The organism is Gordonia sp. LUNF6, from assembly GCF_047041125.1.
GTDB classification, from domain to species: Bacteria; Actinomycetota; Actinomycetes; order Mycobacteriales; family Mycobacteriaceae; genus Gordonia; species Gordonia sihwensis.
Window position 1 is genome coordinate 3,102,005 of the sequence record NZ_CP178181.1, and the last position, 23,779, is coordinate 3,125,783.

Here is a 23,779-nt window from a genome sequence, read left to right on the forward strand (position 1 = left end):
CGTGTGTCGTCAGTCTCATGAGCATCGCCCGTCACTAGCGCATCACCTCGTAAATATTCGTACCCAAAGTGGTCAATTCTAAGCCCGCCTACGGCGTAGACGGAAACCGCCTGGATTCCACCCCCGGGCCGGAGTCGGCCGCCTCGCGTCTCACGACACCGCTCAGTGTCCCACCGCAGCCTTGCGATACCCGCGCAAAGCGGGATAAATCGTGACCGCGAAGATGCCGATCACCCAGCACGCCACCTTGATCGCGTTGTCCATCAGCGGCCCGCCCGCGGCGAGCGAACGCATCAGTTCGATCGCAGGCGTCATCGGCTGGTTCTGCACCACCGGCTGAAGCCAATCGGGGTACGCCTCCACCGGCGAGAATCCGGAATTGAAGAACATCAGCAGGCTCGACAACAGTCCGAGATAGGGCACCAGCGGCGCACCGGGGGCGGCGTTCACCGCCAAGGCGAGCGCGAGCATCCCGTACGCGGCGCCGTAGGCCATCGCGACCACGAACAGTCCCACGGCCGGTCCCACACCCTGCGTGAACCGGAATCCGATGAGATGGCCCGCCGCGAGCAGGATCGCCGAAGTGATCAGGACTCGCACCGAATCGGCGGCCACCCGCGATGCGAGATCCGCCGATCGGTTGATCGGCATCACGTACAACCGGCTCAGCAACCCGCTGCGCCGCTCCACGTTGAGCCGGGTGGCCGACGCCACCGAACCGAACATCGCCGCCACCAGGACCACCAGCGGCACGGTGCCGTACGCGCTGTTCTGTCCCGTCGCCTGACCGATCACGTCGCCCAGCACCACCTTGAACATGATCATGCTCAGCGCGGGGAACAGCAGGATCTGGGTGAGTGTCGGAATGTCTCGCGCCAGCACCATCACCTGCCTGCCGGTCAGGATCGCCGACTGCGTGATCCAGGCGCGCAGCGATGTCTCCGCGGGCGACTGCACCGGCGGGAACTCCATCGCTTCCTGTGTCTCCCCGGCGCCCGGCGCCGTGCTCGACTGATCGGTCATCGCGCGTTCCTCCGCATGTAGATCCCGAGGAGGATGGCCGCGACCACCGCGAGCCCGATCATCCAGCACACCGACGGGAACAACTGGTGCCACGTCAGCGTGCCGTCGTCGGCCGAACGCATCACTCCCGCGAACTGGGAGATCGGCTGGTTTCGAGCGAACGGCCGGATCCACTCGGGGAACCGTTCCTCCGGAACGAATCCCGTCGACAGCATGCCCAGGATCAGCGTCGGCAGACCCATCGTCTGGCTGGTGGCCTGCGGGCTGCCCGCGATCAGGCCGATGCCGTCGGCCACCGTCGCCAGCAGCAGACCGATCAACGCCCCGATTCCGTAGAGCGCGAGAGTTCCGGTGACTCCCCCGCCGGGCCGCCACCCCATGATGAGGGTCGCGACGGTGGCGCACACGAGCGAGACCGTGAGAAGCACGGCATTGGTGGCCGTGCGCGCCAGCAGTGGCACCGCGGGTCGCATCGGCATCGCGCGGAAGCGGGTGTTGACGCCCTCCGAGCCGTCGAAGGACGAGCGCATCGCCGCCGACGAGGCAGTGAACTCCAGCGACTGCAGAAAGATGATCGGCATCAGGTACTGCGCATAGTTCATGTCCATCTGCGCATTCATGATCTTGCGCAGCGGGAGATAGAAGCACAGCGCCAGCAGCGCCGGCGAGAGGAAGGCGAGCACGATCTCGCCGTTGCGGACCACCTTGCGCAGTCCGCGTCCGGTCAGCGTCCACCACTGCTGGACCGGACTGATCTGCGCGGTCGCGCCGTCCGGACCGAACAACCGCGGAGCGACGGTCGCCTCGTGGGCCATCAGGCGCCCCGGTCCTTGTTCGGATCAGTCAGCGCCAGGAACACCTCGTCCAGCGAAGGCCGGCGCAAGGCGATGTCGGCCAGCGGGATCCGTGCCGCCTCGGTCCGCCGGATCACCTCGGCGAGCGTGTCCGGACCGTCGGGCGCCGGGACGGAGATCGTCTCTCCGTCGTCCTTGGCGTTGGCGCCGAGCAGATCGGCCAGGCGGGCCCGCAGCCGCGGCAGGTACGCCGGGTGCGCGGGTGTCACCTCACAGTAGGCCGCACCGGTCGCTGCTTTGAGCTCGTCCGAGGTGCCTTCGGCGATCACCCGGCCCTTGTCGATGACCACGATGTTGTCCGACAGCATGTCGGCTTCCTCGAGATACTGGGTGGTCAGCAAGATGGTGACGCCGGAATCGCGCAGCTGTTCCACCAGTTCCCACACGTCCTGCCGACTGCGCGGATCCAGGCCCGTGGTCGGTTCGTCGAGGAACACCACCTTCGGTTCGGTGACGAGCCCGCAGGCGATGTCGATGCGCCGCCGCATGCCACCGGAGTACTGGCCCACCCGTTTGTCGGCCGCCGCGACGAGAGAGAAGAACTCCAGCAGCTCGTCGGCACGGGCCCGAGCCGCGGGCTTCCGCAGTCCCATCAGCCGGCCGAACAGCACGAGGTTCTCACGCCCGGTCAGCGACTCGTCCAGCGCGGCGAACTGCCCGGTGAGCATGATCGACCGCCGGACCTGCGCCGCGTCCTTGAGGACGTCGTATCCGTTGACGGTCGCCGTACCCGAGGTGGGTCGCAGCAGGGTGCACAGCATGCTCACCGTGGTCGTCTTCCCGGCGCCGTTGGGTCCGAGCAGTGCCACGATCTTGCCCTTGGGCACTTTGAAGCTCACATCGTCGACGGCGACCATGTCGTTGAAGACCTTGCGCAGGCCATCGACCTCGATCGCGTATTCGACCGGACCGGCCTTCTCCCCGATGGGCACCATGTCGAGCGCCGGAAACGAGACCGTACGGGCAGCGGAGAGCGCAGCCTCCTCCGGGCTGATCTCCGGTTCGGCCGGCTTCACCACCGGCTGTTGCGCGGAGATGACGTCCCACGCGGCGCTGCGGCCCTCGGGCATCCGCGGCGCGCGGCGCGGCCGCTGCTCCACCAGTTCCGGCTCCTCCTTGCGGAAGCCGAGTCCGTTGAGCAGCCACGGCGCCGTCATCGGATTCTGCGTCCACTCCTCCTTCGGCGTGGAGTGACGCGCCTCGTGCACCGTCTCCTGCGGCTCGTCGCGCGGGACCGGGGTCGGAGTCGCCCGCTCAGCCGACGGCGCGGGTCCGGCCGTCCCCGTACCGAGTTCGGAGCGCCATGCCCGCAACTGTTCGGCGACGGGATCGTCTTCGTCGGATCCCCATCCGGGCACGTCGGACAGCTCATCCGAGCCAGACGTCAGTGGCTCCGCGCCGCTTCGAAGAGCATTCGATTCGTCGTCACGCCTGTGGCCAGCGTCCGGCATGGTGTCCTAACTAGTCGGTTGCGGCAATCGGCTGTCGATGCCCGGTGCCGCTAAGCGGTACCCGGCGCAGTATATCGACAGTGCACCACGGTATCGGCCGGCGCCGCCAGATCGACGCGAACGATCATCCACTCCGACGACGACCGCCCGCCCCGGAATCCCGGGACGGGCGGTCGTATGTTCGTCGTACGCGAAGCGCCGATCGGGCCTACTTGGCCTTCTCGAGCACCTCGACCAGACGCCAGCGCTTGGTCGCCGACAGCGGTCGGGTCTCCATGATCCGGACGCGGTCGCCGACGCCGGCGATCTGCTCCTCGTCGTGCGCCTTGACCTTGCTGGTCGTGCGGATGATCTTGCCGTACAGCGCGTGACGCGTACGATCCTCCAGCTCGACCGTGATGGTCTTGGTCATCTTGTCACTGACGACGTAGCCGATCCGCTCCTTGCGGCTGGCGCGATCTTCGGTGTTCACCTTCTGGTCCTCACTCATGCGTCTTCACCCTCCGGTCCGGACGCGAGGCCCAGCTCGCGCTCACGCATCACGGTGTAGACACGCGCGATCTCGCGGCGCACGGTGCGCAGACGACGGTTGTTGTCGAGCTGACCGGTGGCCATCTGGAAGCGAAGGTTGAAAAGCTCTTCCTTCGACTCCTTCAGGCGCGCGACCAGGTCGGTATCGCTGAGCTCACGGAGCTCAGAAGCAGCGACTCCGAGTGCCATCAGAACTGCTCCTCTCGGGTCACGATTCGGGTCTTCATGGGGAGCTTGTGCTGTGCGCGGCGCAGTGCCTCGCGAGCGGTCTCCTCATTGGGGTAGCTCATCTCGAACAGCACGCGGCCCGGCTTCACCGGGGCCACCCACCACTCGGGCGAGCCCTTACCGGAACCCATGCGGGTCTCGGCGGGCTTCTTCGTGATCGGGCGGTCCGGGAAGATGTTGATCCAGACCTTGCCGCCACGCTTGATGTGGCGGTTGATCGCGATACGAGCAGACTCGATCTGACGGTTGGTGATGTACGCACCTTCCAGAGCCTGGATGCCGTAGTCACCGAAGGTGACCTTGGTTCCGCCCTTGGCCCGGCCCTTCAGGCTGGGGTGGTGCTGCTTGCGGTGCTTGACCCTGCGAGGGATCAACATGGCCTCAGCCCTCCTGGTTCTCTGCAGACGCCGGAGCGGACGCGGTGGCGTCGGCGGCCGGAGCCTGCGCAGCGTCGCTGCTGCGACCGCCCTGGCCACCACGCGCGTCGCGGCGCGGACGGCTCGGACGACGCGGTCCGCGACGATCCTCGGCGGGCGCGGCTGCGGCCAGCTCACGACGGCCGCCGACGATATCGCCCTTGTAGATCCACACCTTCACGCCGATGCGGCCGAAGGTGGTACGTGCCTCGTAGAGCCCGTAGTCGATGTCGGCGCGCAGCGTGTGCAGCGGCACGCGTCCCTCGCGGTAGAACTCCTTGCGGCTCATCTCGGCACCGCCCAGACGACCCGAGCACTGGACTCGGATACCCTTGACGCCCGGCTGACGCATGGCCGACTGGATGGCCTTGCGCATCGCGCGGCGGAACGCCACACGGTTGCTGAGCTGCTCGGCGACGCCCTGCGCGACGAGCTGTGCGTCGGCCTCGGGGTTCTTGACCTCGAGGATGTTCAGCTGCACCTGCTTGCCGGTCAGCTTCTCCAGGTCGCCGCGGATGCGATCGGCCTCGGCGCCGCGGCGGCCGATGACGATGCCCGGACGAGCGGTGTGGATGTCGACGCGGACGCGGTCACGGGTGCGCTCGATCTCCACCTTGGAGATGCCGGCGCGCTCGAGGCCGGTGCTCAGCAGCTTGCGGATCGCGACGTCTTCCTTGACGTACTCCGCGTACTGCTTGTCGGCGTACCAACGTGAGTTCCAGTCCGTGGTGATGCCCAGCCGGAAGCCGTGCGGGTTGATCTTCTGGCCCACTGTTTAGGCTCCCTTCTTCTTCTGCTGGCGCGAACGAGCACGTCCGCCGTTCTCCGCAGCGGCGACGACCACGGTGATGTGGCTGGTGCGCTTGCGGATGCGGAAGGCGCGGCCCTGTGCACGCGGCTGGAACCGCTTCAGGGTCGGGCCCTCATCGGCGAAGGCCTCCGAGACGACGAGCGTCCGGCGGTCCAGGCCCACGTTGTTCTCAGCGTTCGCGACCGCGCTGGCGAGCACCTTGTAGACCGGCTCACTGGCCGCCTGCGGCGCGAACCGCAGGATGTCGAGAGCCTCGTCCACGTTCTTTCCGCGAACCAGGTCGATGACGCGGCGTGCCTTCATCGGGGTCACGCGAACGAACTTCGCGGTCGCCCGTGCACTCTGCACTGCGTTTTCAGTCTCAGTAGTCATGGTTACCGGCGCTTCGCTTTCCGGTCATCCTTGATGTGACCCTTGAAGGTACGGGTGGGAGCGAACTCGCCCAGCTTGTGACCCACCATCGAGTCGGACACGAACACGGGCACGTGCTTGCGACCGTCGTGGACCGCAAAGGTGTGACCGATGAAGTCGGGGATGATGGTCGAGCGGCGCGACCAGGTCTTGATGACCTGCTTGGTGCCCTTCTCGTTCTGTGCATCCACCTTCTTCAGGAGGTGGTCGTCGACGAACGGGCCCTTCTTCAGGCTGCGTGGCATTTTTTACCTCCTCCTAGTTATCGCTTGTTCTTGCCGGTACGACGGCGACGGACGATCATCTTGTCGCTGGCCTTGTTCTTGCGGGTGCGGCCCTCAGGCTGTCCCCACGGGCTCACCGGGTGGCGACCACCCGAGGTCTTGCCCTCACCACCGCCGTGCGGGTGGTCGACCGGGTTCATGACGACACCGCGGACGGTCGGGCGCTTGCCCTTCCAGCGCATACGGCCGGCCTTGCCCCAGTTGATGTTGCTCTGCTCGGCGTTGCCGACCTCGCCGACGGTGGCGCGGCAGCGCACGTCGACGCGGCGGATCTCACCGGAGGGCATGCGCAGGGTCGCGTACGGACCCTCCTTGCCCAGCAGCTGGATCGAGGCGCCGGCCGAACGAGCCATCTTGGCGCCGCCGCCCGGACGCAGCTCCACGTTGTGGATCTGGGTACCGGTCGGGATGTTGCGCAGCGGCAGGTTGTTGCCCGGCTTGATGTCGGCGTTGGGGCCGGATTCGACGACGTCGCCCTGCTTCAGGTTCTTCGGCGCCAGGATGTAGCGCTTCTCACCGTCCACGTAGTGCAGCAGCGCGATGCGCGCGGTGCGGTTGGGGTCGTACTCGATGTGCGCGACCTTGGCGTTGATGCCGTCCTTGTCGTTACGACGGAAGTCGATCAGACGGTAGGCGCGCTTGTGGCCGCCACCCTTGTGGCGGGTGGTGATCCGGCCGTGAGCGTTGCGGCCGCCGGTGCTGTGCAGCGGACGAACCAGCGACTTCTCCGGATGCGAACGGGTGACCTCGGAGAAGTCGGCACCGCTCGATCCGCGACGGCCCGGCGTCGTCGGCTTGTACTTACGAATTGCCATGAGTCTTAGTCCCTACTCTTCTTCGCGGGCGGTCAGGAGACCGCTCCCCCGAAGATCTCGATGGGCTTGCTGTCAGCGGACAGCGTCACGATGGCGCGCTTGGTGTTCTTGCGCTTGCCGTAGCCGTAACGGGTGCGCTTGCGCTTGCCCTGACGATTGGCGGTGTTGACGCTGGAGACCTTCACATCGAAGATCTGCTCGATGGCGATCTTGATCTGAGTCTTGTTCGAATCCGGGTGCACCAGGAACGTGTACACGTTGTCTTCGATCAGCCCGTAAGCCTTCTCCGAGATCACCGGCGCCAGGATGATGTCACGCGGGTCTGCCTGCGTAGCCATTCCTAGGCCTCCTTCTTCTGGTTCTGCTCGATGAAGGCGTTCAGGGTCTCAACGCTGAACACGACCTCATCCGAGTCGAGGACGTCGTAGGTGTTGAGCTGATCCGGCGCGATCGGCAGGACGTTGCCCAGGTTGGCGACGCTCTTCCACGCGGTGACGTCCTCACGGGACAGCACCACCAGGAACTTGCGACGCTCGCTCAGCTTCGCCAGGAACTCGCGAGCAGCCTTGGTCGACGGGGTCTGGCCGGCGACGAGCTCGGTCACCACGTGGATGCGCTCGTTGCGAGCACGGTCCGACAGGGCGCCGCGCAGCGCAGCGGCCTTGACCTTCTTGTTGACCTTCTGCGTGTAGTCACGCGGCTGCGGACCGTGAACGGTGCCGCCGCCGGTGAACTGCGGAGCGCGAATCGAGCCCTGACGAGCGCGGCCGGTGCCCTTCTGGCGGTACGGCTTGGCGCCGCCGCCGGAGACCTCGCCACGCGTCTTGGTCGAATGCGTGCCCTGGCGGGCGGCGGCCTGCTGGGCCACGACCACCTGGTGCATGAGCGCGATGTTCGCGGTCTGGTCGAAGAGCTCGGCCGGCAGGTCGACGGTGCCATTGGTGGTGCCGTCGGCGTTGCGGACGTCGAGCGTCAGCTTGGTTGCGGTTTCGGTGCTCACTTGGCGCCACCCTTCACTGCGTCGCGGACCACCACGATGCCGCCCTTGCGGCCGGGGATCGCGCCCTTGATCAACAGCAGACCGGCTTCGGCGTCCACCTTGTGGACGGTCAGGTTCTGCGTGGTCACCTTGTCGGAGCCCATGCGGCCTGCCATGCGGGTGCCCTTGAAGACACGACCCGGCGTGGCGCAGCCACCGATGGAGCCCGGCGAACGGTGCACGCGGTGCGCACCGTGGCTGGCACCCAGACCGGCGAAGCCGTGACGCTTCATGACACCGGCGAAGCCCTTGCCCTTGGAAGTACCGGTCACGTCCACCTTCACGCCTTCGGCGAAGATGTCGGCACCCAGCTCCTGGCCGACCTCGAACTCCGAGATGTCGTTGACACGGATCTCGGTGAGGTGGCGGCGCGGGGTGACGCCGGCCTTGGCGAACTGGCCGGCGACCGGCTTGCTCACCTTGCGGGGGTCGACGGCGCCGTACGCGAGCTGAACGGCGGTGTAGCCGTCACGGTCTGCGGTGCGCAGCTGGGTGACGACGTTGGAGCCGGTCGCGATGACGGTCACCGGGACGACCCGGTTGTTCTCGTCGAAAACCTGGGTCATGCCGAGCTTGGTGCCCAGGATGCCCTTGGTTGCATTCTGATTGCTCATTTGATCCAATCCCCCGTCACTGAATGTTGACGTCGACACTCGCCGGGAGATCGATGCGCATCAGCGCGTCGACCGTCTTCGGCGTCGGGTCGAGGATGTCGATGAGTCGCTTGTGCGTGCGCATCTCGAAGTGTTCGCGGCTGTCCTTGTACTTATGCGGCGAACGGATGACGCAGTACACGTTCTTTTCGGTGGGCAACGGCACCGGGCCGACCACGCGCGCACCCGTGCGGGTCACGGTCTCCACGATCTTGCGCGCAGAAGCGTCGATCGCCTCGTGGTCGTAGGCCTTGAGCCTGATGCGGATCTTCTGTCCCGCCACGCTGTGTCCTCTTCCGTCTGTTCATCTCTCGACAGCACAACACCGCGTGACTCCACACCCGAGATCACTCACGGGCGGCAACTGATGCCACATGACCACGCCTTGACATTTGGCGGATCGACGCTGTTCTACTGTCGTTGTACGGTGCCGGACTCTCGTCCGGCTGCCGACTCTCGTCGGCTTCGCCTCCGGCACCCGCGGTCGGGCGTGTCGGTCCGGTTCCCCGGATGAGAATTCATCCGAGCCCACACTGTGGGTCCCGCGTTACACGCCCGGATCCGCGCTTTGCGGTCCTGGAAGTTTGTTCGCCCCTACGCGAGGCAACCTGAATAGTATGCACCACCCCGCCGATGAGCTCAAATCCGCCGACGCGCCCGATCCCGTGCGTGACTCGCGACTGACGTCTCGCACTTCTCGACATAGTCCGAACAGACGACACTATTGTCGTCTGCATGACCGACATTCATGATGCCGTCCCGCTGAGCGTCCGCGACACCGTCGCTCTGACCCCCGCCGTCACGTCCGTCATTCACTGCGACGTCGTCGCCACCACCGGGGAGTCACTCGACGTCTCCCGTGTCGCCGCCTGGATGAGAGAGCGACTCGACTGCTGGCCGATGTTCACCCGCACGTTGCGGCACTCATGGGGCTACGCCGCCCTGCCGCACTGGGTCACGGATCCGTCGGTCGACGTCGCCGCGCACATCCGGGTCGTCGACGGCGGCGAGCCGGCGGGCGCGGAGCGGATCGTGGCGGAACTGGTGTCCTCGCCGGTCGATCTGTCGCGGCCGCCGTGGGATCTGACGGTGATCACCGGCGTGACCGGCATGGGTCTCGACTACTCCGAACCTGTCACGTTGGTGGTGCTGCGCACCCATCACGCGGCCGGCGACGGAACCAAGATCGCCGCGGTCATGCGCCGCGCGATGCGCGACGAGCCGGTGCCCGCTCCGGCCGTCCCCGGCCACCGACCGCCCGGGAACCTGAGATCGGCGCTGTCGATCCCGGCCGCACTGGTGCGTCATCTCGCGGCGCTGCCGGGTCTGTCACGGCACGCGGCCAACCTGAAGTCGGTCGAACTCCCCCGGGGAACGCGCTTCAACCACGCCCTGCGCGGACCGATTCACATCGGTTCGGTGCCGTTGAGTCTGCGCGAGGTCCGCGCGGTCCGCGACGTTGTTCCGGGAGCCACCGTCAACGATGCGGTCACCGCGATCATCGGCCGGGCGCTGTTCGAGACCTTGACGGAGCTCGACGGCGGCGAGCCGGCGGTGCCGCTGTACGCCGCGTCGCCCTTCCAGGCCGACGATCTGACCGCTGACGCCAACTCGTTCTCCGAGGAGATCGTGGAACTGCACGGCGACGAATCCGACCCGATCGAGCGGCTCCGGCGAGTACACGCCTCGACCGCGGCTGCCAAGGCGCGGGTCCGCAGTGAGGATGCGATCGCCTTCCGCGCCTTGCAGACTCGGCTCGCACCGACTGTCCTCGGTCTGTCCAGGAAACGGGCTCAGCGATCCGGCGTCGCCGAAGCAGGCGTCGATTCCCCGGCCGCGAGCACCGCCGCCACGCTGATCTCCAACGTCCGCAGCGATCTCGTCGACGCCACCTTCCTCGGTGATCCGGTGATCGACCAGTTGATGTGGCTCAACATCGGCGATCGGATGACGTTGCAGCATGTGGTCACCTCGCTCGGCGACCGGCTGACGATCAACGTGACGGCAGACCTCAGCGCGTTGCGCGACTTGGACGACTACCTCGGCAAGCTCCGTCATCACGCTGCCGTTCTCACCGACGCCTGCGTGAACACCATCCACTGAACTCCGGGCGCCCGCCCCGTCTCCGCGGACGGAATTGGGCCGAACGTGCGACTGACCGCGTACCCAGGGCGGCGATAGGCTGCATTCTCATGCGTTTTCAGAAAGAGGAGCAGCACCGAGAAGCGCGGGATGTGTAAGTCGGATACAGATGTGAAGAACGCGACGTTCGCCCTCGGCGAGGCCAGACAGGCGACAGCCGGCGAGATCGAGCGATGGGACGACCTGATCCGCGCCAACCCCGATGGAGGTTCGGTCTTCCGGTCTCGCGCGTTCGCACACACCCAGCAGCTCGCAGGGCATCACGTCGAATATCTGATGGTCGGCGACCTGGCTGTGTTGGCTGTGGTCGCGACTGTCCCGACGCTCGGCGACTACTGGCAGATCCCCGGTCCGGGTGTCACCTCGGTCGAGGACCTCGTTCTCGTCGTCGATTCACTCACCCCGCTGGCTGCTGAACTCGGCGTGATGACGATTCGCGTCGATCCGTATATTCCCGCCTCCGAGCAGGCTGAGGCTACCCTGATCGCACACGGTCTGAGTCGGACGATGACCTGGACCATCGAGCACACCATCCTGGTCGATCTGAGTGGCACGGACGAGGATGTCCTGGCCAGATTCAGCACGCGGGCCCGGCGATGGATCAAGCGTGCGACCCGTGAGGATGTGGTGGTGGAGCGGGTCGAGGCGACCGATGCGAACTGCCGAATCAATTTCGATCTCCTCCGATCCACCGCGAACGGACGATTCGGGATACCCGATCTCCACACTGCGACGACGACGTACCAGCACCTGCAGAAGTCCGGCGCCGGTCAGTTGTTCTTCGCCCGCCGGCGAGGAGAGGTGGTCGCCACGGCTTTCGCACTCAGATTCGGTCATCGCGCCCTCTACCTGACCGGCGCCTCCGTGCGCAGTGCATCGGACGACAGTTCCTCGAGCGGCCTCGGGACCACCGGCGCCGGGCACGCCGTCCAATGGGAGATCATGAGGTGGGCGCGCGAGAACGGCTGCACCGAGTACGACTTGTACGGGTCGCCCTCTCGCGCTCATCTCGACACACCCGAGCACCCACTCCACGGGGTGGGTCAATTCAAGCTCAGCTTCAGCAAGAACGTCGTCGACTACGTCGGCTGCTACCAACGTCCCGTCAGCAGGCTCCGCACCGTGCTGCTCGACACCGCCGACCACGTCCTCATGACGATGGCCCGGTCGCCTGGCATAGCGGCATTGCGCCGCCGTCCTGTCATCGCCAACCCCGACCTGGACTGGTTTCGGTGGGCTCCGGCGAACTCCGTCCGCGCACTGCTGCGCCACTGAACCGAGGTCCCACGATGGAACGCCTACAGCCCAAGGACGCGATGTTCGTCTACACCGACGGACCGCGATCTCGTCAGATCACCGTGTGCTGTGGTTTCTTCGTGAGCGCCGCTGATCACGACCTGCCGCTGGAGTCCGCCGTGCACGAGTGGTTCGCCGCACGCACGCGCGGGCCACTCTTTCGTCGCAGGCTCCGACGGTCGATGCTCGACCTCGAGTACCCCGTCTGGGTGCACGACGACGACTTCCGTCTCGATCGCCATTTGTTCATGCACGACCCGATGACCTCGGACGGCTTCCTCGAGTTCCTCGGAGAACTGGCCGAATCCGCTATGGATTTGTCCCGTCCACTGTGGGAGATCCATGTGAGCCGGTGCCCCGACGGATTCGGCCCGATAGCGGACCAGGGCTTCGCCGTGGCCGTCCGCATCCACCACGCCGCTGCGGACGGGATCGCCGTCCAGGCGATCCTCGCCAGTCTCTTCGGGCAGGAATCGTCGGCCGGAAACTCCGAACGGGAGCTGTTACCGGGGTCCGACTGCCACACCGCGGCGGGAGCGCTCACGCAGGTGGTTCGATCGATCACTGACTTCCGTCGGGCCGTTCGCGACTATCGCGCCGCGCTCGATGAGAGAACAACGGTGCGCGCCGCCGAAAACTACCCGGTGCCGCCGACAGACCGGACCGTCACCCCGATCGACGGTCCGGTCGGCCCCAAGCGTGGCGTGGCCGTCGTCTACTGGCCGTGGACGGAGGTCAGACAGATCCGCCGCAGTGCCGGCGAGGCCACCGTCAACGACCTTGTTCTCACCGTGATCGGCCGGGCGATGCACGACTACCTCTGCGCTGTCGGGAGCCCGCCGGAAGGCTCACTGGTGGCGTCGGTTCCCATGACGGTACGGCCACGGGAGGCCGACGGCACCGTGACCGACGACGATGGTGAGGGCAACAACCGGTTCGTCATGATGACGGTCGACCTCCACAGCACCCAACCGGACCCGATCGCCCGGCTGCGAGCGGTCCACGACGCAGTGCTGGGCGAGCGCCTCAGGCTCAGCCACCGGGCCGAGGCATCCGCGGATGCGACCGTCAGTTACGTACCGCCCGGCTTCCTGATCCGGGCACTGCGACGACGAACAGAAGACTCCCGCGGCTATCCACGGCGTGACGAGCCCGACGACCGACCTTTCAATACGTCGGTGATGACTGCTTACCGGCTGCCGTTCGAACTCCGCCTCCTGGACTGTCGGCAGGCCTGCGGGCTGGGATTCGGGCCGATCAACGGCACGGGCATCTCCCACGCGCACGGTGCCGGCGACGACTGGTGCGGGGTCACGGCGCTGTGCGACACCGATCTCGTACCGGACCCGTCCGAGTACGCGTCAGCGCTCGATGCGGCATACGCAGATCTCCGGAACGCCATCCTCGGCACCACTGCCGGATAACATCGGGCGATCGCCCCAAGTCCACCGGCCGTGCCTGCTCTCCGCCCCGGGCCCACGTCCGCAGACTCCCCACCGTCACGATCGGAAGAGTCCTCGATGGCACGTCTGCAACCCAAAGACGCCCTGTTCGTATACACGGACGGACCGCGGTCGCGCCAAATGAACGTCGCCACCCAATTCTTCGTCGTCGACGACCCTGCCACGGAATTGCCCGCCGAGGCCGTGACGGACTGGTTCCGCGCTCGAACCACCGGGATGATCTTCCGCAGATGTCTCAAGCGGTCATTTCTCGACCTCGACTATCCCGTGTGGATCGAAGACGACGACTTCCGATTCGAGCACCACGTGTTCCTTCACCCTGCCGTCTCTGAAAGCGGCGTGCTCGGGTTGCTCGGGGAATTGGCCGAGACCCCGATGGACCTGACGCGACCGCTGTGGGAGGTCCACGTCATTCCCTGCCCAGACGGGTTCGGCCCGGTCAGGCGATCGGGCGTCGCGATCACGCTGCGCGTGCACCACGCCGCGGCCGACGGAATCGAGATGCAGACCATCTACGCCGCGCTGTTCGGCTCCGAACTCCCCGGCGCGAATGGACCGTTCGCCCCGATCTCCGTCCCCGGCGACCGCGGCCACGCGATACTCCGCCGGATCCGCCGCTCGGTCGGCGACTTCATCAGCGCGGCGGATGAACACCGCCGAACTCTCGCCGAGTTGGAGTCGGCGCGCGGCGACGCCGACTATCCATTGCCTCCTTCGGAACCGACGCCTACGCCGATCGATGGGCCCGTCGGACCGCGCCGGGCAGTAGTGGCCACTCACCTTCCCTGGCAGCAGGTACGCGACATTCGCAGTGCTGCCGGCTCGGCGACGATCAATGACATCGCCCTCACCGTGATCGGTGGGGCGATGCACGACTACCTCGACGCGATCGGTTCAACACCTGCGGGATCTCTGGTCGCTTCGGTTCCAATGACCGTGCGACCGAAGACCGCGGACGGCTCGCTCGCGTCAGACGACACGACCGAAGGCAACAACCGGTTCGTCATGATGACGGTGGACCTGCACAGCACGGTTGTCGACCCGCTCGAACGGCTTCGAGCGGTCCATGACGCCGTGCTCGGGGAACGCGAGCGGCTGAGTCACCCGATCGAGGCCACGGCCGACGACATCACCGCGAGATATGTGCCGCCGGGGTTCGTCGCCCGCGCGTTGCGCAGACTGAGGGAAGACGCTCGCGGGTATCCGAGGCGCACGGAACCCGACGGCAAACCGTTCAACACCTCCGTCATGACCAGCTTTCGGCTGCCCTTCGACCCGCAGTTCTTCGGCCGTTCCCGCGCGTGCAGCGTCGTCTTCGGTCCGCTCAACGGCACAGGCCTCTCACACGCCCACAATGTGGCAGGTGAATGGATGGGGATCACCGCTCTCTGCGACCGCGATCTGATTCCCGACCCCGAGCGGTATGCAGCCGCGTTGCGGAGCTCGTATGAGGGACTGCGCGACGCCGCGCTCGGCGCGACTGCCCGATAGCATCGGGACTCATGACTGCAACTCCCGGTAACACCAACAGTGCGACGTACTCCCTCCGCAAGCGTCTGCCCGGTGGTCGGCTCGGCAACGCACTGTTCTCGCTCGGCATGGTCGCGCGCGTGCCGTACTTCGGCACCATTCTCCCGCTCGTCGAGGAGATGGAACCCGGATACTGCCGTGTCTCGGCGCCCAACTGGTTCGGCGTTCACAACCACCTCGGAACCTTTCACGCCATCGCGGCCTGCAATCTCGCCGAGACCGCGATGGGGATGTTGATGGAGGCCACCGTGCCGACGGGGCACCGCTGGATCCCCAAGGCGATGAGCACGCAGTACCTCGCCAAGGCCACCACGCGACTGACCGCCCACGCGGAGTTGGCCGAACCGGTGGACTTCTCGACCATCACCGAGGGTCGTGAAGTGATGGTCACGATCCGGATCCTCGATACTGCGGGAACCGAGGTGGTCCACTGCGACATCACCACCTGGGTGACGCCGAAGTGACCGAATCAGGCACGCCCTTGGTCCTTTCCGCAGGTCTGTAATGAGTTTCTCAGTCGACTGCCAGTAGGGTTGCACTCGTAACCGCCGGACACACAGGGTGGCCGGAGACTCGCTGAGCAATAGCGGAGGAAGAGAATCGTGGCCCAGAAGAACCGGACCGTCATCGATCCTCGGCAGGCCGAGCGCCGCCGTTCCCTCATCTACAAAATCGGTGCGGCGGTGGTGCTGATCGTCATCGCAGTCGGCGTCACGTTCTGGGCGATCAACCACAACAAGGACAGCGCCTCGACCACCGGCGGTTCCGACACGCCCACCGTGATGCGGCCGGACGGCTCCATCCGGATCACCAGTGCGCCGGCGGGCACGGAGCCCAAGGTCGTCATCACCACCGTCGAGGACTTCCAGTGCCCCGGGTGCCGTGCCTTCGAGCAGAGCTTCGGCGGCACCCTCGCCGAACTCGAGAAGAACCCGCAGGTCGCTGTCGACTACCACCCGATCGCATTCCTCGACCGGATGTCGACCACGAATTACTCCAGCCGCGCCATGAACGCGTCCACGTGCGTCGCCGAATCGACCGCCAAGAACGGCGACTGGAGCATCTGGCTCAAGTTCCACAATCTCCTCTTCACCAACCAGCCCGAGGAGGGCGGCGCCGGACTCCCGGACAGCGAACTGATCTCGCTCGCCAAGCAGGCCGGCGCGGAAGGCATCACCGACTGCATCGAGAACAACCAGTTCGGTCAGTGGGTGGCCAAGCAGACCGCCGACACGACAAGCAATCCCGAGTTCCAGGGCACTCCGTGGATCCGCATCAACGGACAGCAGTTCGACCCGCAGGCGGGACCGCAGGGCCTGACCGACGCCGTCAACGCGGCCCTCGCGAAGTAGCCCGCCATGACGGATGAGACGCCGGCCGAGATCGAGGACGGTTCGCCCGTAGTCACGGCGAGCGACGTTGAGACCGCACCGCCCGCCCCCCGGGGCTTCTGGCGAGAGCGTCGCCCGGTGCCCGTGGTGGCCGCCTGGGTGCTGCTGGTGTGCGGTGTTCTCGGGATGGCTGCCGCGGTCGCACTGACGCTCGACCGCATCCAACTGCTCATCGATCCGTCGTTCACGCCCGCGTGCAGCATCAATCCGATCATCTCGTGCGGATCGGTGATGGTGACCGATCAGGGCAAGTTCTTCGGATTCCCGAATCCGCTGCTCGGCCTGCCCGCCTTCGCGGTGATCCTGGTGACCGCCGTGCTGTCGATCGCACGAGTCCGACTGCCACGCTGGTACTGGGCCGGACAGGCCGTCGTCTCGGCACTCGGCCAGGTCTTCGTCGGCTACTTGATCTTCCAGAGCCTCTACCGCATTCACGCGCTGTGCCCGTACTGCATGGTGGTGTGGACGCTGATGCCGGTGGTGCTGATCCTCAGCATCTCGCGCGTGCTGCCCGACTCGCGCGGCGGCCGGTCGGCCCGCGAGTGGCTGTGGATCGCGCTGCCCGTCTACTACGTGGTCGTGATCGCCATGATCACCGTCCAGTTCTGGGACTACTGGCGCACGCTGATCTGAGAGCCGCAGAGGCTGTGATAGCACTCGACGCCGAGTCGGTCACGGTCCATCCACGCCGATCCGAAGGTCTTCTCGAGTCCGCCGATCTGGGTACGGTACTCGTTGGTCGCGGCCAGCTTTCCCGCCCACTCCTCATCCGCCAGCGGGAGCAGTGAGGCGACGAGCGCCGAGTCGGTCTCGACCTCCCGGCACCCGTCGGCCTCCGAACACACCGTGTACGGCCGCTCGCACACCGTCACCAGATCGACGCCGGTGCGCTCGCGGCATTCCTGCGCCAACCGATGCGTGCGTCGGTGATCCGGATGACGAGCGGAGGCGGGGTGCGTGACGATCGTCTGAACATCGTGATCCCGAAGCAGTGCCGTCGCCGCGTCGACCGCGTGTCGATAGCGCGTGCGGCTCGACCGCGAGTACTGCACCTCGTAATCGCCCAGGGCGAACGTCGGTACGCCCGCCGCTGCACACGCCGCGGCGTGCTCGGCTCTGCGCACGTCGATCACTTCGGCCGGTGTCAGTGCGAGTCCGCAGTAGTAGTCCCACTCGGCGAATACCGGACGGCCCACGAATCTGGCCGCGACCTTCACCGGCAATGAGTTGCGAAGCGCCGGCGGCAGCGATCGTCGACGGAACTCGCCCCATCGACCCCGTGGGCACTCGGTGCACAGGACTATGTCGATGGCTCCGCCGCTCGCATGCGCCATGGCGTGAAAGGCGTCGAAGACGCTGTCGTCGTAGTGTGCGAAGAGGAAGGCACACCTCGCCTCACCGCTCATCACCGCCGCCAGCGACCGCTCTTGGTAATCGCGCTCACTCATCATCGCGCCGACGCTAATGGCCGGTGTGGACCATCAGAATCGGTCGTTCAGCCGGATAATGCGCTGACCAGGCAGGCCAACGGATTTTACAGCAGAGAACCCCCGTGAACTGCGGTTTCCGGCCGATCCGGTGCCGACCTTCTCCGACCTTCCGGAAGCGGCGCGACGAACTTCATCTGATCGCCCGACTCGGCGCGGGCAGATCAGACCGACTCGCCCGCCACCAGTTCCTCGGCGATCAGCGCCGCCGTCGCCATCACACTCGCGTGCGGCCCCGAACGCAGCGGCGCGGGCAGCACCGACCCGTCGGCGACGTGGAGCCCGGGAACGCCGTGAACGGAACCGTCCGGTGCCACGGTCGCCCCCAGCGGGAGCGTCCCCCAGGCATGTGACGACAGCCCGACCACCGGATCCACCGTCACCGATCCCGGCTCGACGAGGCCGTCGAACGCCGGCGAGTGCAGCATCTCCAGCACCTCGTCAACTCCCTCCGACAACCGCTCGAGACCGCCGGCGTCGGGCACACCGAGATCGATCACCACCTCATCGCCCTCGATGCCGATGCGCCCGGTGGTGCCGTGAGTCATGTCCGCGACTCCGATCGGGACGCCCCCGGCTGGAATCCCATCGATGAACGACGCGAAATCATCGCTGTAGCAGCGGATTTCGAGGCCGTCTGCGGTGTGCACCACGGTCGGCAGCAGCACCTGCGTCCGGAGGGGGCGCCGAGCGGCGAAGCGCACCAGCGATTCGGGATGCTCGTACACCGACAGTTCCCCGCCCAGCAGCGGCAACACCAGCTCTGCCGTGCCCAGCGTGCCCGCGGTGAGCACCACGGTGGCGGCGTCGATGCGCCCGGCGGCGGTGTGCACTCCCGTCACCCGTCCACCCGCAGAGGCCAGCGATATCACCTCGCTCCCGCCTCGGACCGCGGGGGCGAAGGCATCCATCGCCGTCCACCGCCGTAACACTCCCCCGTCGCGGATGCTGTTGCTGCGGACCCGATTCACGCCGACCACCGGCCAAGCGCCCTCGGGTCCCGCGGCCACGCGGGTTCGCCAATAAGTCTCGAAGGCCGACCCCGCCGGACCGAGTTCGCCGTCGAGAACCTCCCGCACGCGCATCACCCCGCCCCCGGCGGCACCGCCGTCGAGCACGTCGAAGGCGTCGTCGATCCGGCTCGCCGGCCACGGCCACGCCGCATAGTCGTCGCGGTGTCCGCGCAGGAAATAGCCGCCGTTGACCGCGGACGACCCGCCGGCGCCATAGCCGCGCACCACATCGCGTCCGCGCCGCTCCCGCACTCGCCGCACGCGCTCGCTTCCCGGCGCGATCGGCAGCCGGCTCATCGCGGTCACCGCCGTACGCGGAGGTAGGGCATGCCCCGCCTCGAGAAGCAGGGTCTTCCTGCCAGCATCGCGCGACAGCCGATCGGCCACCACGCACCCGGCGCTGCCCGCTCCCACGACGACCACGTCGGCGGTCTCGACGGCACGCGCCCGGTGGCCGCTCATCGCCTCACGCGGTCCGTGTCAGCGGGTGACGACAGGCCGCAGCGCCGACCAGTCGCGATTGGTCACCGCACCCTGCCACAGGCCGAGTCCGTAGGCGAAGTCGTCGAGCCGCCGGATCACCGAGTACCCCACCGGTTCCACCATCGGCGACGACGGCTCGGCGATCCGGGATCGCAACCACATCACCGCAGCCTCGGCCACCGCGGCCTCAAGGAACCACCGTCGGAATCGCGACGAGACCACCAGACCGAGCAGCGACAGCGGCCAGTAGTGACGCAGGGCCGCCGACCAGATCTGCAGGACACCGTAGCCCAGCGCTCGGCCGACGTTGCGCGCTGCGATGAGGTCACGCGCCGGCACGCCTGCGAGCGGCTTCCGGATGCGACCGAAGATCCAGCCGGAGACCAGCATCGCCACTCCCAGGCCGATCCTGGTCCGAGTCAGCAGCGACACCACCGCGACCGCCAGCGGAATGCTCGTCATCACCGGAGCGGCCAACCGATCATGCCGACTCGCGAGTTCAGCCGCGCCGGTGCCGTAGAAGCGACGGCGGTCGAGCATCGCCCGGAGCGACTGCCGATGGTCGTGTGCGACGTGCGCGACCGGGTCGTATCGGACCACCCAACCGGCCGCGTGCGTGCGCCAGCACAGATCGACGTCCTCAGCTACACGCAGCGACTCATCGAACCGGGCGAAGGCGGCGCGACGCACCACCATCGCCGCGCTCGGCACGTACGCGATCGGAGTGCCCGGCCGCACCGGGCCCTCATTCGGCCCCATGTCCAGTGAGGAGTACCTGTTCGCGTAGGCCGCCACCGGCGTCCGTCCGTCGCGGCCCGCGGTGTCGCCGAGTCCGACGATCCGCGGTGCGACGATCGCGACCGCGGGATCGGAGAAGTGACTCAGCAGCATCGTCAGCCACTCACCGCACGGGCGGGTGTCTGAGTCGAGGAAGGCGACGAACTCGGTGTCGGCGGCGTCGAAACCGGCGTTGCGCGCGGCCGCGGGCCCCGCGTTCACCTCCAGCCGGATCACACGGAGGCGTTCGTCGTCGGGAACAGTCATCGGCCGCGACGAGGCATCGTCCACCACGATCACCCGCAGCCCGGGAAGCGCTTCGACGAGTCGGTCCACACCCGCCTGATTGTCGCGCACCGGGATCACCACCGTGACCTCGCACTCCTTGGGTCCGACCATCGGGCGCGGGTGTGCGATTCCGGCGTCGAGCAGGGTTCGGGCGAGGCTGCGCGTCCCGGCGTCGCTGACTTCGATCCGACCGTCCGCGGAAGTCATCCCCAGCGCTGCATCCGAGAGCTTCAGCACCCGCAGCGGCGAGCCGCCGACCAGGTTGCGGAGGTCGCCGCGCCGAACGCAGCGCGGATCGATCTGGACCTGGAACCCTACCGGGAGGTCGGCGTTCACCGGTGGCGTCACCGAAGCCTCCCCGCCTCGTCGACGTCCCAGGCACGCACCGATTCCGCCAACTGCCCGGCCAGGTCCGCAAGGAGCCGACGACCGAGCGCCGGATTCGCGGCAGTGGGATCGCCGAGCACTCCGGTGGCCGAGACGGCCGCGACGCCACCCTTTCGCATCGGATCGAGCAGTTCGGCGATCGGCGCCGTGTTCCCGGCCGCGAGCAGGTCCCGGCGGACCGACTCCGGCGCGAGGTCCAGTACCACGCTCGTCTCGGTGAGGCCGGCATGCGCGTCGGCCGACGGGAACGCACAGGGAAACCAGGCCGCGTCGCGTCCCTCGTAGCGCAACCGCGCGACGGCGTCCGCGATCGCGTGCGCGTTGCCGCCGTGGGCGTTCACGAACAGCAGCCGACCGGCCCAGCGCATCGCGCTGCGCCCGTACTCGAGAACCAGCAGTCGGAGGGCCTCACGCCCGATCGAGACGGTCCCCGGGAAGCCCTCGTGCTCGCCCGAAGCGCCGTACGAGATCGACGGCGCCACCAGAACATCCGACGAATCATCCAGTGCGGCAACCGCTTCGCGCGACACGGCGTCTGCAATGCGCGCATCTGTGTCGAGCGGCAGATGCGGGCCATGCTGTTCGACAGCCCCGACCGGCACGACTAACGTCGGCTCGGCCCCGACCAGTTCATGCCACGTCCGGGACGCCAATTCGGTCGCCGGTGTCATTGCGACAACGTTACCGACGTGCCCCCTGGCTAGGGAACCGTTGGGGCCCTTTTGCCGGTCTGCGCGCCTCATCCGAACCACTGACACCATCAGTGCGAATCCGGTACACGTGTATAGTGACGACCGCACGTGACCCAGACCACGCCGTCAGGTCGTGGTGATACCTGTGAACGGAGTCCTCCCCGTGTCTACTCCCACCCGCCGGCCGTCCGGACGTTCCGGCCCCCTCGCCGACATCCGCGTCATCGAGTTCGCGGGCATCGGCCCCGGACCGCACGCCGCGATGCTGCTGGCCGACCTCGGCGCCGACGTCGTGCGCGTCCAGCGGCCAGGCGAACTGCCGTCTCCGGAGCGGAACGCCGACGCCATGCTGCGCGGCCGCCGCGTCATCGAAGCCAATCTGAAGAACCCGGCCGATCGCGAGACCATTCTCAACCTGGTCGCCAAAGCCGATGTGGTCATCGAGGGCTTCCGCCCCGGCGTCATGGAGCGGCTCGGCTTCGGTCCGGACGATCTGCACGCGGTGAACCCCGGGCTGATCTACGGCCGGATGACGGGCTGGGGTCAGGACGGTCCGCGCGCCGACCTCGCCGGACACGACATGAACTACATCTCGCTCACCGGAATGCTGCACGCCATCGGCCGCCCGAACGAGAAGCCGACCCCGCCGTTGAACCTGGTCGGCGACTTCGGCGGCGGCTCGATGTTCCTGGTCATGGGCGTCCTCGCCGCGCTGGTCGAGCGTGCCGCCTCAGGTAAGGGCGAGGTCATCGACGCCGCGATGTGCGACGGAGCGTCGGTCCTCGGGCAGATGATGTGGGCCTTCCGCGGCACCGGACTCTGGCAGGACCGGCGCGGAGTCAACCTCCTGGACACCGGCGCCCCGTTCTACGAGGTGTACGAGACCTCCGACGGCAAGTGGATGGCCGTCGGCGCCATCGAACCGCAGTTCTACGCCGAACTCCTGAAAGGTCTCGAACTCGACCCGGCGTCGCTGCCGAGTCAGCTCGACACCGCGAAGTGGGGCGAGCTGAAGCAGATCTTCGCCGACACGTTCAAGACCAAGACGCGCGACGAGTGGGCGGCGATCTTCGACGGCACCGACGCCTGCACGTCCCCGATCCTCGACTTCACCGAGGCTCCTCACGATCCGCACCTGGCCGCCCGCGGCACGCTCGTCGAGATCGACGGCGTCACGCAGGCGCAGGTGGCACCGCGGTTCCAGCGATCGGCCACGCAGACCCCCGTCGGCCCCGCACGTGAGGCCACCGACCCGGCGACGGTCTGGCAGGACTGAGACCTACTCCGACTCGGCCCGACGGCCGGGACGCACGCCCTCCGGCGTCGTGCGTCCCGGCCGTTTCCGATTGACTAGAACGTGTTACAGTTTGGCTCTCAGGGCATTGTGACGAGAGGCATACCAGCATGGGACAGTTCGACGGTCAGGTCGTCTACATCACCGGCATCGCACGCGGCCAGGGGCGCAACCACGCGGTCCGGTTCGCGCGCGAAGGCGCGTCCGTCATCGGCATGGACCTCGCCGGCCCGGTGGCCGACCACATGACCTACCCGCCGTCGACCGCTGACGACCTCGCCGAGACCGTCCGGCTCGTCGAAGAAGCGGGCGGCAAGATCCTCGCGCGGCAGGGCGATACCCGCGACCTCGCCTTCCAGGAGCAGCTCGTGGCCGACGGCGTCGAACAGTTCGGTCGCCTGGACCACGTCGTGGCCAACGCCGGCATTCTCACCTGGGGCCTCACGTGGGAACTGTCCGAGGAGCAGTTCACCGATGTGATCGATGTGAACCTGGTCGGCACCTGGAAGACGTTGAAGGCGTCCATTCCGGCGATCCTGGACGCGGGCAACGGCGGCAGCATCACCATCATCTCGTCCGTCGCCGGCCTCAAGGCGATGCCGGTGCAGGCGTCGTACTCGGCGTCCAAGTTCGGGTTGCGCGGCCTGGCGCAGACCGCCGCCAAGGAGCTCGGGCCCAAGCGCATCCGCGTCAACACCGTCCACCCGTACGCGGTGCACACCCCGATGGGGCTCGAAGACACCTCCGCGATGAAGGCCTTCGAGGAGTACGGAATGCACTTCCCGTCAATGCTCGGCCACTACCCGGTCGCCAGCCTCGACGATCTGTCCGACGCCGTGCTGTACCTCTCGACGGCCCAGTCGGTCACCGGCGCCGAGTTCCAGATCGACATGGGTCATTCGAAGGTCTGACTCGATCGCAGCCGCGTCCGCCGAGCATGTCTCATTCGTCTGACATGCGAAGACGGTGTCTGTCAGATCCGTGCCTGCGGTCATCATCGGCGTGAAAACCGGGTAACGA

At 67.0% G+C, this 23,779-nt stretch carries 27 protein-coding genes; 9 read left to right on the top strand and 18 right to left on the bottom strand.

The window, feature by feature from the left end; all coding sequences use genetic code 11:
* Positions 1–162 precede the first annotated feature (162 nt).
* From ACK8HH_RS14470 to rpsJ, 14 genes are all read right to left on the bottom strand, one after another.
* On the bottom strand, positions 163–1,023 hold the full coding sequence (locus ACK8HH_RS14470; protein ID WP_006895635.1) for an ABC transporter permease: 861 nt from the start codon (positions 1,021–1,023) through the stop codon (positions 163–165).
* The gene (locus ACK8HH_RS14475; RefSeq protein ID WP_006895637.1) at positions 1,020–1,838 is read right to left on the bottom strand and encodes an ABC transporter permease; all 819 of its coding nucleotides are present in this window, start codon (positions 1,836–1,838) and stop codon (positions 1,020–1,022) included. The genes ACK8HH_RS14470 and ACK8HH_RS14475 overlap by 4 nt, the downstream gene beginning before the upstream one ends.
* Positions 1,838–3,328, bottom strand: coding sequence for an ATP-binding cassette domain-containing protein (locus ACK8HH_RS14480; RefSeq protein ID WP_045536400.1), 1,491 nt, complete (start codon positions 3,326–3,328; stop codon positions 1,838–1,840). The genes ACK8HH_RS14475 and ACK8HH_RS14480 overlap by 1 nt, the downstream gene beginning before the upstream one ends.
* Positions 3,329–3,536: 208 nt before the next feature.
* Positions 3,537–3,818, bottom strand: coding sequence for a 30S ribosomal protein S17 (rpsQ, locus tag ACK8HH_RS14485; RefSeq protein WP_006895639.1), 282 nt, complete (start codon positions 3,816–3,818; stop codon positions 3,537–3,539).
* Complete coding sequence (gene rpmC / locus ACK8HH_RS14490; protein WP_006895641.1) at positions 3,815–4,048, bottom strand: 50S ribosomal protein L29; 234 nt, start codon at positions 4,046–4,048, stop codon at positions 3,815–3,817. The genes rpsQ and rpmC overlap by 4 nt, the downstream gene beginning before the upstream one ends.
* On the bottom strand, positions 4,048–4,464 hold the full coding sequence (gene rplP / locus ACK8HH_RS14495; RefSeq protein WP_006895643.1) for a 50S ribosomal protein L16: 417 nt from the start codon (positions 4,462–4,464) through the stop codon (positions 4,048–4,050). Before rplP ends, rpmC begins: the two co-directional genes overlap by 1 nt.
* A gap of 4 nt (positions 4,465–4,468) precedes the next feature.
* Positions 4,469–5,275 (bottom strand): 30S ribosomal protein S3, encoded by an 807-nt coding sequence (rpsC, locus tag ACK8HH_RS14500; RefSeq protein WP_006895645.1) that lies wholly within the window; start codon positions 5,273–5,275, stop codon positions 4,469–4,471.
* Positions 5,276–5,278: 3 nt separating this feature from the next.
* Entirely contained in the window at positions 5,279–5,686 is a 408-nt protein-coding gene (gene rplV, locus ACK8HH_RS14505; protein WP_006895646.1) for a 50S ribosomal protein L22, read from the bottom strand.
* A gap of 2 nt (positions 5,687–5,688) precedes the next feature.
* The gene (rpsS, locus tag ACK8HH_RS14510) at positions 5,689–5,970 is read right to left on the bottom strand and encodes a 30S ribosomal protein S19 (protein ID WP_006895647.1); all 282 of its coding nucleotides are present in this window, start codon (positions 5,968–5,970) and stop codon (positions 5,689–5,691) included.
* A 17-nt stretch (positions 5,971–5,987) separates the two neighbouring features.
* Positions 5,988–6,824 carry a 50S ribosomal protein L2 gene (gene rplB / locus ACK8HH_RS14515; protein WP_006895648.1) on the bottom strand — a complete coding sequence of 279 codons (837 nt, stop codon included), beginning with the start codon at positions 6,822–6,824 and terminating at the stop codon, positions 5,988–5,990.
* 32 nt (positions 6,825–6,856) lie between these two features.
* Positions 6,857–7,162, bottom strand: a complete 306-nt coding sequence (gene rplW, locus ACK8HH_RS14520) for a 50S ribosomal protein L23 (RefSeq protein WP_006895649.1) — start codon at positions 7,160–7,162, stop codon at positions 6,857–6,859.
* A 2-nt stretch (positions 7,163–7,164) separates the two neighbouring features.
* Positions 7,165–7,824, bottom strand: coding sequence for a 50S ribosomal protein L4 (gene rplD, locus ACK8HH_RS14525; RefSeq protein ID WP_006895650.1), 660 nt, complete (start codon positions 7,822–7,824; stop codon positions 7,165–7,167).
* Entirely contained in the window at positions 7,821–8,477 is a 657-nt protein-coding gene (gene rplC, locus ACK8HH_RS14530; protein ID WP_006895652.1) for a 50S ribosomal protein L3, read from the bottom strand. The genes rplD and rplC overlap by 4 nt, the downstream gene beginning before the upstream one ends.
* 16 nt (positions 8,478–8,493) lie before the next feature.
* Positions 8,494–8,799, bottom strand: a complete 306-nt coding sequence (rpsJ, locus tag ACK8HH_RS14535) for a 30S ribosomal protein S10 (protein WP_003938093.1) — start codon at positions 8,797–8,799, stop codon at positions 8,494–8,496.
* 452 nt (positions 8,800–9,251) lie between these two features.
* Here rpsJ and ACK8HH_RS14540 point away from each other — a divergent pair, with 452 nt between their 5' ends.
* From ACK8HH_RS14540 to ACK8HH_RS14570, 7 genes are all read left to right on the top strand, one after another.
* The gene (locus tag ACK8HH_RS14540; protein ID WP_278124808.1) at positions 9,252–10,619 is read left to right on the top strand and encodes a wax ester/triacylglycerol synthase domain-containing protein; all 1,368 of its coding nucleotides are present in this window, start codon (positions 9,252–9,254) and stop codon (positions 10,617–10,619) included.
* A 150-nt stretch (positions 10,620–10,769) separates the two neighbouring features.
* Positions 10,770–11,933 carry a lipid II:glycine glycyltransferase FemX gene (locus ACK8HH_RS14545; RefSeq protein WP_231875644.1) on the top strand — a complete coding sequence of 388 codons (1,164 nt, stop codon included), beginning with the start codon at positions 10,770–10,772 and terminating at the stop codon, positions 11,931–11,933.
* Positions 11,934–11,947: 14 nt separating this feature from the next.
* Positions 11,948–13,378, top strand: coding sequence for a wax ester/triacylglycerol synthase domain-containing protein (locus ACK8HH_RS14550; RefSeq protein ID WP_278124812.1), 1,431 nt, complete (start codon positions 11,948–11,950; stop codon positions 13,376–13,378).
* Positions 13,379–13,474: 96 nt separating this feature from the next.
* On the top strand, positions 13,475–14,908 hold the full coding sequence (locus ACK8HH_RS14555; RefSeq protein WP_006895656.1) for a wax ester/triacylglycerol synthase domain-containing protein: 1,434 nt from the start codon (positions 13,475–13,477) through the stop codon (positions 14,906–14,908).
* An 11-nt stretch (positions 14,909–14,919) separates the two neighbouring features.
* Entirely contained in the window at positions 14,920–15,411 is a 492-nt protein-coding gene (locus tag ACK8HH_RS14560; protein ID WP_278124815.1) for a hotdog fold domain-containing protein, read from the top strand.
* A gap of 138 nt (positions 15,412–15,549) precedes the next feature.
* Positions 15,550–16,299 (top strand): DsbA family protein, encoded by a 750-nt coding sequence (locus tag ACK8HH_RS14565; RefSeq protein ID WP_006895658.1) that lies wholly within the window; start codon positions 15,550–15,552, stop codon positions 16,297–16,299.
* A gap of 6 nt (positions 16,300–16,305) precedes the next feature.
* Positions 16,306–16,971 carry a vitamin K epoxide reductase family protein gene (locus ACK8HH_RS14570; protein ID WP_006895659.1) on the top strand — a complete coding sequence of 222 codons (666 nt, stop codon included), beginning with the start codon at positions 16,306–16,308 and terminating at the stop codon, positions 16,969–16,971.
* Here the strand turns inward: ACK8HH_RS14570 and ACK8HH_RS14575 are convergent.
* From ACK8HH_RS14575 to mftE, 4 genes are all read right to left on the bottom strand, one after another.
* Positions 16,950–17,789, bottom strand: coding sequence for a PIG-L deacetylase family protein (locus ACK8HH_RS14575; protein ID WP_006895660.1), 840 nt, complete (start codon positions 17,787–17,789; stop codon positions 16,950–16,952). The two genes, ACK8HH_RS14570 and ACK8HH_RS14575, sit on opposite strands and share 22 nt — an antisense overlap.
* Positions 17,790–17,989: 200 nt before the next feature.
* Positions 17,990–19,300 carry a mycofactocin system GMC family oxidoreductase MftG gene (gene mftG, locus ACK8HH_RS14580; protein WP_062365902.1) on the bottom strand — a complete coding sequence of 437 codons (1,311 nt, stop codon included), beginning with the start codon at positions 19,298–19,300 and terminating at the stop codon, positions 17,990–17,992.
* Positions 19,301–19,318: 18 nt separating this feature from the next.
* On the bottom strand, positions 19,319–20,734 hold the full coding sequence (mftF, locus tag ACK8HH_RS14585; protein ID WP_278124821.1) for a mycofactocin biosynthesis glycosyltransferase MftF: 1,416 nt from the start codon (positions 20,732–20,734) through the stop codon (positions 19,319–19,321).
* Positions 20,731–21,444 (bottom strand): mycofactocin biosynthesis peptidyl-dipeptidase MftE, encoded by a 714-nt coding sequence (mftE, locus tag ACK8HH_RS14590; protein WP_039867067.1) that lies wholly within the window; start codon positions 21,442–21,444, stop codon positions 20,731–20,733. The genes mftF and mftE overlap by 4 nt, the downstream gene beginning before the upstream one ends.
* A 184-nt stretch (positions 21,445–21,628) precedes the next feature.
* On the opposite strand from mftE, the gene ACK8HH_RS14595 reads away from it, so the two are divergent.
* Both ACK8HH_RS14595 and ACK8HH_RS14600 read left to right on the top strand, forming a co-directional pair.
* On the top strand, positions 21,629–22,741 hold the full coding sequence (locus ACK8HH_RS14595) for a CaiB/BaiF CoA transferase family protein (RefSeq protein ID WP_278124825.1): 1,113 nt from the start codon (positions 21,629–21,631) through the stop codon (positions 22,739–22,741).
* Positions 22,742–22,869: 128 nt separating this feature from the next.
* Positions 22,870–23,670: a mycofactocin-coupled SDR family oxidoreductase gene (locus ACK8HH_RS14600; RefSeq protein WP_006895665.1), complete on the top strand. Its 801-nt coding sequence runs from the start codon at positions 22,870–22,872 to the stop codon at positions 23,668–23,670.
* Positions 23,671–23,779 lie beyond the last annotated feature (109 nt).

Bases quoted from the DNA above. Each gene is read 5' to 3' on its own strand.
- rplP (WP_006895643.1), bottom strand. From the start codon at position 4,464: ATGTTGATCCCTCGCAGGGTCAAGCACCGCAAGCAGCACCACCCCAGC.
- ACK8HH_RS14475 (WP_006895637.1), bottom strand. From the start codon at position 1,838: ATGGCCCACGAGGCGACCGTCGCTCCGCGGTTGTTCGGTCCGGACGGC.
- ACK8HH_RS14480 (WP_045536400.1), bottom strand. From the start codon at position 3,328: ATGCCGGACGCTGGCCACAGGCGTGACGACGAATCGAATGCTCTTCGA.
- ACK8HH_RS14550 (WP_278124812.1), top strand. From the start codon at position 11,948: ATGGAACGCCTACAGCCCAAGGACGCGATGTTCGTCTACACCGACGGA.
- ACK8HH_RS14575 (WP_006895660.1), bottom strand. From the start codon at position 17,789: ATGATGAGTGAGCGCGATTACCAAGAGCGGTCGCTGGCGGCGGTGATG.
- ACK8HH_RS14470 (WP_006895635.1), bottom strand. From the start codon at position 1,023: ATGACCGATCAGTCGAGCACGGCGCCGGGCGCCGGGGAGACACAGGAA.
- rplV (WP_006895646.1), bottom strand. From the start codon at position 5,686: ATGACTACTGAGACTGAAAACGCAGTGCAGAGTGCACGGGCGACCGCG.
- ACK8HH_RS14555 (WP_006895656.1), top strand. From the start codon at position 13,475: ATGGCACGTCTGCAACCCAAAGACGCCCTGTTCGTATACACGGACGGA.
- ACK8HH_RS14540 (WP_278124808.1), top strand. From the start codon at position 9,252: ATGACCGACATTCATGATGCCGTCCCGCTGAGCGTCCGCGACACCGTC.
- rplB (WP_006895648.1), bottom strand. From the start codon at position 6,824: ATGGCAATTCGTAAGTACAAGCCGACGACGCCGGGCCGTCGCGGATCG.
- ACK8HH_RS14600 (WP_006895665.1), top strand. From the start codon at position 22,870: ATGGGACAGTTCGACGGTCAGGTCGTCTACATCACCGGCATCGCACGC.
- rpsQ (WP_006895639.1), bottom strand. From the start codon at position 3,818: ATGAGTGAGGACCAGAAGGTGAACACCGAAGATCGCGCCAGCCGCAAG.
- mftG (WP_062365902.1), bottom strand. From the start codon at position 19,300: ATGAGCGGCCACCGGGCGCGTGCCGTCGAGACCGCCGACGTGGTCGTC.
- mftE (WP_039867067.1), bottom strand. From the start codon at position 21,444: ATGACACCGGCGACCGAATTGGCGTCCCGGACGTGGCATGAACTGGTC.
- rplW (WP_006895649.1), bottom strand. From the start codon at position 7,162: ATGGCTACGCAGGCAGACCCGCGTGACATCATCCTGGCGCCGGTGATC.
- ACK8HH_RS14570 (WP_006895659.1), top strand. From the start codon at position 16,306: ATGACGGATGAGACGCCGGCCGAGATCGAGGACGGTTCGCCCGTAGTC.
- ACK8HH_RS14560 (WP_278124815.1), top strand. From the start codon at position 14,920: ATGACTGCAACTCCCGGTAACACCAACAGTGCGACGTACTCCCTCCGC.
- rpmC (WP_006895641.1), bottom strand. From the start codon at position 4,048: ATGGCACTCGGAGTCGCTGCTTCTGAGCTCCGTGAGCTCAGCGATACC.
- rpsS (WP_006895647.1), bottom strand. From the start codon at position 5,970: ATGCCACGCAGCCTGAAGAAGGGCCCGTTCGTCGACGACCACCTCCTG.
- rplC (WP_006895652.1), bottom strand. From the start codon at position 8,477: ATGAGCAATCAGAATGCAACCAAGGGCATCCTGGGCACCAAGCTCGGC.